Consider the following 10,850-nt stretch of genomic DNA (forward strand, 5'->3'; position numbering starts at 1 on the left):
TGTCATTTGATGCGGAAATCCATCATTTTTCGGCCTTCGATGAAGGCTTCGAGGTGGTCGCCAACGTTGAGTTTACCTACGCCAGCTGGCGTTCCAGTGAAAATCACATCACCGATCTTGAGCATGAAATACTTACTGGCCTCTTCTATGATCCTGTCAACAGGAAAAAGCATATCACCCGTAAATCCTTTCTGAACCACCTTGCCGTTGATGTGCAACTCAAAGTGGATGGCGTTCACATCACCAAAATCAGAAAGTGGAAGCGTTTTGCTCATGGGTGCCGAACCATCAAAACCTTTTGCCTTCTCCCACGGTAGACCTTTTTCCTTGCATTTCTGCTGAATGTCGCGGGCAGTAATGTCAATTCCGATACCGATCTCGCGATAGTATTTTGGCGCAAACTTCTCCTGAATGTTCTTTCCCTTTTTGTGGATCTTCACATAGATCTCGGCCTCGTAATGCACGTCATTGGAGAAATCGGGCAGGTAGAAATCATCATTGTTCGGAAGAACGGCCGAATCGGGTTTGATAAAAAAAAGTGGCTCTGTAGGAATTGGATTGTTCAGTTCCTTGGCGTGTTCCGCGTAGTTGCGACCGATGCAGATGATCTTCATAGCAGACCTTTGTTGAATGCTTCAACCCGTATTTCGGTAAGCACTTTTTTGGTGTAGCTCGGAAACTGGGCATCCATCATCCAACCGTAGTAACCTGGCTGGGTTTTAAGCACTTCGACAACGGATTTCCCTTTGTTCTTCCCAAAATTGAATACCGCCTCGCCTTTCTCATTCTCTACGATATGCCCTGCGAAGTCAATCGCATTTCCACGTTTGGAGAAATCGCTGAGCATCTCCACATTTCCGTCCAGCTCATCATACTTCTCCACTTGGGCTTTCAGCACTTCCAATGTGGCGCGTGTATCTGCTTCTGCACTGTGCGCATTGGTCAGGTCGCCATCGCAATAGAACTTGTAAGCGGCCACCAATGTGCGTTGCTCCATCTTATGGAAAATGTTCTGCACGTCCACCACCTTGCGGTTCTTCATACTGAATTCAATCTCATTTCGGTGATACTCTTCAAGCAAAAGCGGCACATCGAATTTCAAGCAATTGTAACCCGCCAGATCTGCATTCCCGATAAAATCGGTAATTGCGGGGGCCAACTCATTGAAACTGGGCTTGCCGGCCACTTTGTCGTCTGTAATTCCATGAACTGCTGAGGACTCCAGCGGAATTGGCATCCCAGGATTGACCAACTCGGTCATGGTTTCTTCCGAACCATCGGGATTCAGTTTGATGATGGAAATCTCCACGATGCGGTCGGTGGCCACATTGACACCCGTGGTCTCGAGGTCGAAAAAGGCAAGAGGTCGTTTAAGATGAAGCGTTGACATTACTTCGCTGGTGGTTCAAGTCCATTTTCCACCAAGGTCCATTTCCGGTTGATGATCTTCTGGTAATCACCGAAGCCCATTACGTTGATCTTCTCTTTGATCGGCTGGAAACCGGGCGCTTCAATCGTAAACTCGTAGATCTGCCCTGGATAGAGTGCGAAGGTCATCTTACCCGTGTTGTAATTGGGCAGGTAAGTTCCGACCATCTCACCTGATTTATCCGTGACCGTTCCTGTGATCTCAAGGTCTTTCAAATTGATGATCGGTGAAACTTTCGGTTCAAATTTCTTTGCGGGAACAGCCACTTTCTTCACGCGCGTATCATACCATTGAAATGTTCCTTCTCCTTTTGGGAAAGTCTCAGGAGTATACTTTGCCACTTCGGCACCATTCCAAGAACCGATGATGGTGATCTCATAGGCCTCTCCGTTCTTCACCTCCACATTCTTTGTCTCCACAAATTCATATTCAGGATGATCGGTGGGCTGATATTCATCTGTGAACCATTTCACGTTTCCGTCTTCCGTGTTCTTCCATTCGTGGAAGGTCAAGGTTTCCTTCTCAGGCCCTTTCATGATCTCCAATTCCACCACCACTGCGGTCAACTGCTCCTCGTAATCCTCAAAGATCACGCGATAGATGTCAAGATCGCCAAAGCCTCCTTTTCGCAACTGCGCGGTGTAACCATATCGCGGATCATCAGTCGGACAGAATGTAAAATTGTCCATCGTATTGTTGATGGGATAGCAGAGACCTTCAGGCCGTTCCCATCTACTGAACTGCTCGTTCCATTCGCTCTTGTAGATGTCATAACCGCCCATACTCTTATGTCCCTGAGAAGCGAAATACAACGTTTTGCCATCAGCCGATATAACGGGAAACATCTCATCATACTGCGTATTGATGGTCGGTCCGAGATTGACAGGAATGGACCATTCTCCGGTCGGAAGCATCTTCGCCATGTAAATATCAAGCCCACCGAATCCGGGTTCCGCGATGGGCAAACGGGCAATGAACAGCGTCTGACCGTCCGGGGTGCAAGTAGCGGCCATTTCGGGTTCATCGGTATTAATCGATTCTCCCAATGTTTTTCCTTTTTCCCACCTTCTACCGCTGAACTCGCTCATCCAAATGTCATCGAACCCGTCCATGTTATCGATCATATAGAAGATATGATCGCCAAAGGCTGACATCCCAACAAACTCCTCTACAAATTCGGTATTGATGGTCATGCCAACACCTTTCGCTTTTCTGAATTCACCATACTTGGATTGCGTCCAAAAAATGTCTGCGGGTTTGTTGCCGTCATAGTCCAGGTTCTGTCCGGCAACACCTTTATCTCTTTTGGTGGAGAATACAAGGAAAGACTGATCGAGAGGTGTAAAAGGATTCAGGTCAGGACCGTCTGAATTGATGTCATCACCCAAATTCTCGAACCGTACATTGCACGGGTTCTTCATCAGTTTCCGTGCGTTCTCACAGAATTCGATCTGGCGGGTAACATCAATGATCCGCTCTGGCTTTGTAACGGTGAGTTTGTATTTATTGAAAAAGTACAGCGCACTATCGATCTGCTCGTTGTACATGTACGCGGTACCGAGATCATAAAAAACCTCGTCATCAAACTTCTCCTTGGTAATGACCTTTCTCAGGTACGGGATTGAACGACTTTTGTCAATATTCTGGTATAGGTGGCACAGGCCAACCCGCCAGTTCAGAAACACATCTTCCGGGTTTTCGGCAAGCAGCTGCGTGTACTCGATAAATGCGTTCTGATAATCACCGAGGTCGAAAAGGTTCTTTGCCTTTGCCATCGGTGTTGCCCCTTTCACATCATCAACTTGAGCACTTACTTGGTTCAACGAGAAGAGAAGGCATGCCAGCAACAGCCAACGAAATGAACTCAAACGTATGGGAATTCCTCGAAGCATATTGCTACTCGTATTTGCCGATCTCCAATTTATAAAGTGCCTCTGTAATGGCAATGTCTGAGTTTTTGAAGTAGAATACACCACCCCAATCCCATGTCTTTTTCTCATAGATGGTAACTACATTATTCTCATTGATCACGTGGCGCAACAGCACAAAGTTCTTGCCTTGAACGGTTTCCTTTGTAAGACCCGAAGGATAGATCTTGGCAAGCTCAGATAGGAAAGCCTGTCTTCGCTCGTCACCCGTCAGACCCATATCTTCAACCGCCTGTTGCAGTTTCGCATACTTCTCTTGGCGTTCCTGCTCCAACTCGGCAGCCGTTTTCTGCTGTTGTTGCTTTGCCTCATCCACTTTGGTCAAAGCTGCCAAGCGAGCCTCTGTTTCGGCTTCAATTCTTGCCTGTTCTGCCGCCTTGCGTTCAGCTTCTTCCTTTTGCTTTTTCTCGAAGTCACGCTTGGCCTGTTCTTTTCGTCTTGCTTCTTCCTCCTTGGCAAGTGCCACTTCCTCCTCTCTTGCTTCTACTTCTTTGAGTTTCGCCACTGGCTCACCTTCCTCCGGTTTGATGCTTGCTGCCTCTTCATACTTACTTCTTGCCACATCCAATTGGCTTGATTCAAGTGCTTTGGAGCCTTCCTGCATTAGCAGCACATACTTGCGCTCCAACTTAATGCGTTCCTTCTCAGCGGCAGCGATCTCATCCAATGTCCGATCGATATTTCTGATCTGTTGCTTCGGAGCCTGTTCTCCAGGTTTCAACTCGGATGCCTTTTCAAACTTGGTCTTGGCATCTTGGTATTTCTTATTCTTCAGGTCCTCTTCCGCATTATTGATGAGTTCATTGTAGCGCTCATCCAAAGCCAATTGCTCCGCCTCTTCCTTGTCAAGTCGCTTTACCTCCACATCTGCTTCGGCAAACTTCTTACTTGCTTGCTTATCGTCAGGATAAAGGGCAAGAGCATCTTTGTAATTCTTCCACGCATTTCGGAAATCCTGCTTGGCCATGTCGGCATCGGCCTTAGACATCAATTTGTCGTAGTTGGCCTTTCTTTCGGCTTCTTCGGCCGCTTTGGCTGCCGCGAGTTCATCCGCTTTACGCTTTTCCTCCGCAATTCTTGCTTCTTCGGCAGCCTTGGCCGCTGCAATCTCTGCCTCTTTGCGTGCCTTCTCCTCTGCCTCTATACGCTTCTCTTCATCGATTCTCGCCTGTTCAGCCAACCGAGCCTCCTCCAAAGCTTTGCGCTTCTGCTCATCTTCAAGTTCCTTCTGTCGCTTTTCTTCTGCTTTGCGTGCATCTTCTGCTTCTTTGGCTGCTGCCAATTCTTCAGCTTGACGTTGTTTTTCCTCCTCCGCTAAGCGTTTCTCCTCTGCTTTCTTGGCATCATCGGCTGCCTTGGCCGCAGCCAACTCTTCCGCCTGACGCTGCTTTTCTTCTGCTGCTAAGCGTTTCTGCTCCGCTGCTTCAGCGTCCCTTCTTTGCTTTTCAAGCAGAGCAAGCTGTTCTTTGGCCTGACGCTCTGCCTCTTCCTGCTCTTTTTGTCTGCGGGCTGCCTCTGCGTCAGCAAGTGCTTGCTGTTCCTTACGTTCTTTCTCCAGTCTGGCCTGTCGCTCCTTTTCTATACGCTCCAATTCGGCAGCGGCAACCCCTTGTTCAAGGGCCTCACGCTTGGCCTGTTCCATGGCCATTTGCTTGGCCAGTTCTTCCGCTTGCTTCTTTTCTTCGGCCAAACGCTCCTGACGTTGTACTTCCACCTTGTGAAGCGTTTCTTCGTAGGCAATTTCTGCCTGCTCAGCCTGCTTTTCTCCTTGCTTCTGTTCTGCCTTGGCTATTTCAATTCCGCGCTGAGTACGCTCCTCCTCATATTTTGCCAATTTCTCCTGTTCTTCCAGTTGCTTGGCTTCAAACTGACGCTGCAAACGCTTCAACTCGGCTTGATCAGCAGCTGCGAACAGCTTTGAGAAATCAACTTTTCCTCCAGAGTTTCCTGATGCGCGGAGTTCCTCGCTCTGCTCCAAATATGAATCATAGACTTCCTCTGCTCGGTATCTGTCAAGTTCTTTATCGTCTGTTGTCTGAAGAACCTTCTGAATAGCGGCTACCGATTTGTCGCGGTCGCCACCCCCAGACTCAATTGCCTCTGCAAGCTGCCGTTCCTTTTTGGTCTTCGCCTCGGCCAAACTTGCTTTCTGGGTTGCCTCAACAACCTTCTCTGCCTGAACGGCCATTTCGCGCTTCTGCTGGCGCACGTCCTCTCGCTTGGCCTCGATCATTTCAAGTGCCCGTTGCTTTTCTTCGGCATTGCGGATCTTTTCTTCCTCCTTGGCTTTTTCTTCCGTTACCTCTGCGACTTTAAAAAGTGAGCCAAAATCCATCTTTACCGAGCCCGTTCCACCTTGGGCCTGCTTGCTTTTCACGTATTCTTCCTGTATTCGCTCGGCCGTTCCTTGACGGTCGTAGGTATCTTCGGGCAATGCGTTGTAAACAGCCGCGATCTGGGCTTCCCTGTCATTGGCCGGTGCAGCTTTCAGGGCTTTCTCTATCTCAGGCAGAGCCTTCTTCTGTTTGAGGTATTCCTCATACATCACCTCAGCCTTCTCATCCTTGAAAGATTCATTCTTGGGCAACGCATCTTTGAAAGCCGCAATTTGGCTGGCTCTGTCTGAGGAGGCTTCCACCAAACCCTTCATTATGCGCTCTTTCGTCTGCTCCTGTTCCTCCCGCTTCTTCTCTTCCACTCGTTGCATGAACGCGTCCAATTTGGACTGTTGCTTTGAATTGTCATCTGCGATTTCTTTCTGAATCGCATTCTGCTCAGCAAGATCTGCCGCATTGAACAGTTTATTGAAATCCATGGCAGAAAGCGTAGTTCCTCCCATACGCTCCTTTTCATAGGCATCATAGATGGCCTCTGCCTTTTGCTTGGCATACTTATCCCCTTTAGGATAGGTCTTTATCAGACTTTGGACAGCTTCATCTCTACTCCCCGAATTGAAGATGGCGTAGTAAACGCTGTTCCTCTTATCCAACTCCTCCTGCTTCTTTCTCGCCTCCTCCTCAGCGATGGCCGCAGCCAACCGTTCACTTTCCTGAACTTCGATGGCCTTTTGTGCGATTTCCATTGCCTCTTGCGATTTGTGCTCCGCCTCTTCTTTCTCAGCCTTCAGGATAGCCACCTGTGCTTGCCTTTCCTCTTCGGCTTCCTTCACCACTTTCTCTTCAACGGTCTTGGCCGAATTGAAAATTGCTTGAAAATTGATCTTGTTTCCGGTTGCTTTCGACTGTTTGCGCTCTTCGAGCAATTGCGCATACATGGCATCCACTTTCTTTTCTCTTAGCGTGTCAACCTCAGAGAAGACCTCCATGAAACCTTTCTTGGTTTTTGCCTCATCACCATCACCAACGGTAATGGCCGCTTCTATCAATTGCTGGGCAGTTGCATTCTCTTTCTCTAAGAGGAGTTTGGCCGCTTCTTCAAGCTCTTTTTTCTTTTCGTATGCCAACTCAGCAAGCCGCTGCTTCTCTTCCCGTTCCCGCAATTCCTTTTCTTCATTCCGTATGTCTTCCTTGGAATAATCAAGCTGATAATCGAACTTGTTCTGCTTCGGGTAATAAAATACTGATGCTACTGACCCTGAGAATGGCAAACCATCCAGGTCAGGCACCATGTCCACCTGAAATTCGAACGTAGGCACCGTGGTATACTGCTCTCTGGCGGAACGTACATCCGTATCAATATCAACCATTTTAGTGGTATACCCTGACTTCTCCACAGAAAGGACATAAAACTTGTTGACCTCAGCCTTGAATGTGAATTCACCACTACCGGGCGTCACTGTTCTCAATACCTCAGTCAAATTATCGTGTGTACCATCTTCGGATTGATAGAGAACCACGATTGCACCTTTCAACTTTTTGGACAGTTCTATGACATGCCCTTTGAAATCCAAGGGGCCTTTGATGTTGGAACGGTTCATCAAACTGTCTCCGTTCACCTCGTAGTCATCCTGAGCAAATGCGGTACTTGAAATGCAAACAACTGTGGTCATAACCACCAGATAGGCACCAATTCGGAGCAATATTTTTGGCAACAGGCTCACGCTTATTTTCCTTCTGTTGTAATTATCTGTTCTCCGCCCACGCCTATGATGGTCAACTCAATTCTACGGTTCATTTGGCGACCTTCCGGATTATCCGTTCCATCAGGATTCTCGTTAGGTGCGATATTTCTTGTTTCGCCATAACCTTTTGCCACCATTCTCTTGGCAGGAATCTTCCTTTTCTTCAACCAGTTTACCACACTCTTGGCTCGGTTCTGAGACAATTTCATGTTGTATTCATCCGAACCGCGGGAATCTGTATGACCGGAAATTTCAACGATCACATCTGGGTTCTTATCCAAGAAGACTAACAGTTTATTGAGTTCAACCACCGACTCATCACGAATGTCAAATTTATCAAAGTCGAAATAGATCCGTTCAAGGATGATCTTCTGCCCAACCTTCAGTTCTTTCTCATTGAACAGGTCCACATCAAGTAGGGTCGGATCATATCCAAGCTTTTTCTGAGCCTCAATATTTGCCAACTCTTTTTCGAGTGCTGCTATCTCGTCCTCCAACTTGTCGGGTTCTTGCGACAAAAGTCTCGGAGAGACCTCCTGCTCCTCAGGGAATTTGAGGTATGGGGTAAAGCAAACATCATGAATACATCCGGTGTGTCCCTTCAAACTTACAACCTCCGAACCATCAAGGAAATCCCAAACAATCGGCTCTTTCTCCTTGCTGCCTGAAATGATATACTTGGAATCCTTGGAAACATAGAGCGAAGAAATTGGCTTGTCATGTCCGAGCAGCACATGTTTCACCTCACCTGTTTCGGTATCCCATACATAAATGAAACCATTGTCGCTGCCCGATACGGCCGTGGAACCATCTGGCGAGACCTCCACTGCATTGATAGGTGAACTATGCAGTTTGAATTCCAAGGTTTCCTGTGCTGTGGATGCATCCCATTTTTTCACGGTTCCATCCGTTCCTCCCGTTAGGATGAAATTCCCTCGTGGAGAGAACGCTGCGGTCCTGACAGGTCCTTTATGACCTTCAAAAACACCTACAAGGTCTTCGGTCATCATTTCCCACATGAGTACATTTCCGTCATCGGAACATGAAACGAAATAGTTTCCATCCGGTGAAATTGTTATTCCATTCACCTTATCGAGATGCCCGACATAGATCTTTTCCATAAGACCTGTTTCCACATTCCATAGTCGGATCGTTGAATCTGCACTTGCCGATAGCACATACTTTCCATTATTGGAGAATACCGCCTGAGTAACTGCCTTATTGTGGCCTTTCAGGGTCTTCTCTGGCATTCCCCCAGGCATCAACCACAGGTTGATATCTCCTTTATCTGTGGCCGAAAGCACTCGTTTTCCATAGGGATCCACTGCAACCGAGGTCACATCATCCCTGTTGTCGAGCGAGAGCACCTGAGTTCCGGATGGAAGATCCCACACTTTGGCCTTCCCGTCACAACTGCCTGACATGGCATAGATGAGACCTCCATACTTCTCTCCGGTACGTTTTCTGCGGATCGCGTCCGGATCTGGTCGTAGCGTGTAGTTCTTGATGATCTCGTTGACATGCGATGATTTCCCATAAACCTCCACCACAGCGCTTGTATCGAAATACAGTTCTCCTTCTACATAAACACAGTATTCACCTGGTTCCAATACCTGAGCGTAGTTGCTCGAAGCCATGTTTGGACGATAGGTTCCGATGAACTTGTCGGTATTCATGTCCGTCACGGTCATCTCAAAGGTGCCAATGTCCATACTCGGATCAACCAGCATGGAGTCGCGAATATTGGTGATGGAACCCCGCACAATAGTGTATACAGGGTCTACGTCATTGAATGTGATCCGGTAAATGTCACGCTCGCCATAACCTTCATCTCTTCTGAACTGGGCCACATATCCGTATCGGCCCGTAGTTGAGAGCGAAATATTGTAATCGTCATCCACCGTGTTGATCGGATATCCTGCATTTTTTGGTGGAGACCATGTGTTGGTCAATTCATCCCACTCGGAAATGAAAATGTCGAACCCGCCCATGGACTCGTGTCCTTCCGAGCAGAAGTAGAAGGTTTTCCCATCGGCCATCAAGTGCGGGAAACTTTCGTTGAAGCGGGTGTTGATGATGTCTGGTAGCTTTTGTGGAATCCCCCAATCACGATTGGGCAATCTGCGCGACATGTAAATATCGGTGCCCGTTCGGCCTTTCCCTGTTTCGCGCGAGAAGAAGATCAAATTTCCATCGGTACTCAGACTTGCCGTTGTCTCAATGTCATCTGAATTGATGTTTCGCCCAAGGTCCAAGTAATCATCAAAGAAACGTCCTTTCCGTGGCGACACATAGATATCGTCATATCCATCGAAGTTGTCGATGTAGACAAGAAGCTCTTGACCATCGGCTGAGATCCCAACCACCTCTTCGTACCATTCGGTATTTACCGCAGAGCCGATGTTGCGTGCCTGACGGAATTCGCCTTTGTATTCGCGAGCTCTGAAAATATCAGGCGTTTTATAGCCATCGTAATCCAACTGCAACCCAAGACAATCTGGGCGTTTGGATGTGAAAACGATGAACGATTCATCTTCTGGAATGAACGGATTGAACTCAGGATAGGCCGTGTTGATGTTCGGCCCGAGGTTTTCGAATGTGGCATCGATCGGATACTTGACAAGCTGTTTGGCGTTGAAGCATTGCTCAATCATCCGGCCACCAGAGATGATGTTGTCATTATCTCCCCTCGAAATATCCTTGTACTTGTTGAAGGTGGTAATGGCCTCATCGAACCGATGTGCGAACATGTATGCCCGCCCCAATTGGTAGATGGCCTCCTTCGGAAACTTTTCCTGCTGAACCACAAATTCCAAATAAGGAATTGCCTTCTCCTTGTCGATATTGCTTTCGAGGTAGGAAGCTCCGATGTAGAAGTTCAGGTCTACATCCGCTGGCTCCTTGGCCAAAAGAATCAGAAATTCATCCAACGCAGCACGGAAGTTGCCATTCCAGTACTGCTCCATCGCGGTCTTCTTGGTGATCTTCGCAATGCGCTTTTTCTTCTCTTCCTCGGTCTCGTTTATTTCCTCATTGAATTCCTCCTCGGTAACAGCCTTGATGTCTCTTGACTGAGCATAGAGATCCTGACAGAAAACCACCGACAACAGGAAGAAAAATGCAATGGAAGTAAGGCTTCGCGTCATTCGTATCGGTCTATCCAGAATCCTCTTTACTTAGTTCGGAAAGCTATGGAAAATATAAATAAATGCAACGATTGCGAAGGTACAATTATCCTTCAAATCGAATTCGGAAAGCAGAAAGCTTAAACTTATTCGCGCGTCTCCCTATAACGGATGGCAAGATAATTGAAACCCTTACAAATAAAGGATTGTAGCATGAATTTGATAGCGATACATAGAAAATACAATACACAGAAAAAGTGTATTCAATTACTGGAAGAAATACGCTG

The 10,850-nt window shown here is 47.5% G+C and carries 5 protein-coding genes; all 5 read right to left on the reverse strand.

Annotated elements, in window-relative coordinates:
- Nucleotides 1–2: 2 nt before the first annotated feature.
- From GC178_05200 to GC178_05220, 5 genes are read right to left on the reverse strand one after another with little or no spacing between them, the layout of a single operon-like run.
- Nucleotides 3–614 carry a 2-hydroxyhepta-2,4-diene-1,7-dioate isomerase gene (locus GC178_05200; GenBank protein MBI1286957.1) on the reverse strand — a complete coding sequence of 204 codons (612 nt, stop codon included), beginning with the start codon at nucleotides 612–614 and terminating at the stop codon, nucleotides 3–5.
- The gene (locus GC178_05205) at nucleotides 611–1,390 is read right to left on the reverse strand and encodes a 3'-5' exonuclease (GenBank protein MBI1286958.1); all 780 of its coding nucleotides are present in this window, start codon (nucleotides 1,388–1,390) and stop codon (nucleotides 611–613) included. The genes GC178_05200 and GC178_05205 overlap by 4 nt, the downstream gene beginning before the upstream one ends.
- Complete coding sequence (locus GC178_05210; protein ID MBI1286959.1) at nucleotides 1,390–3,429, reverse strand: hypothetical protein; 2,040 nt, start codon at nucleotides 3,427–3,429, stop codon at nucleotides 1,390–1,392. Before GC178_05210 ends, GC178_05205 begins: the two co-directional genes overlap by 1 nt.
- Entirely contained in the window at nucleotides 3,326–7,366 is a 4,041-nt protein-coding gene (locus GC178_05215) for a hypothetical protein (GenBank protein MBI1286960.1), read from the reverse strand. The genes GC178_05210 and GC178_05215 overlap by 104 nt, the downstream gene beginning before the upstream one ends.
- Nucleotides 7,367–7,419: 53 nt before the next feature.
- Nucleotides 7,420–10,584, reverse strand: a complete 3,165-nt coding sequence (locus tag GC178_05220; protein ID MBI1286961.1) for an OmpA family protein — start codon at nucleotides 10,582–10,584, stop codon at nucleotides 7,420–7,422.
- Nucleotides 10,585–10,850: the final 266 nt, after the last annotated feature.

The organism is Flavobacteriales bacterium (genome assembly GCA_016124845.1).
Taxonomy (GTDB): domain Bacteria; phylum Bacteroidota; class Bacteroidia; order UBA10329; family UBA10329; genus UBA10329.

Bases quoted from the DNA above. Each gene is read 5' to 3' on its own strand.
- GC178_05200 (MBI1286957.1), bottom strand. From the start codon at position 614: ATGAAGATCATCTGCATCGGTCGCAACTACGCGGAACACGCCAAGGAA.
- GC178_05205 (MBI1286958.1), bottom strand. From the start codon at position 1,390: ATGTCAACGCTTCATCTTAAACGACCTCTTGCCTTTTTCGACCTCGAG.
- GC178_05210 (MBI1286959.1), bottom strand. From the start codon at position 3,429: ATGAGAAAAAGACATGGGATTGGGGTGGTGTATTCTACTTCAAAAACT.
- GC178_05215 (MBI1286960.1), bottom strand. From the start codon at position 7,366: ATGACCACAGTTGTTTGCATTTCAAGTACCGCATTTGCTCAGGATGAC.
- GC178_05220 (MBI1286961.1), bottom strand. From the start codon at position 10,584: ATGACGCGAAGCCTTACTTCCATTGCATTTTTCTTCCTGTTGTCGGTG.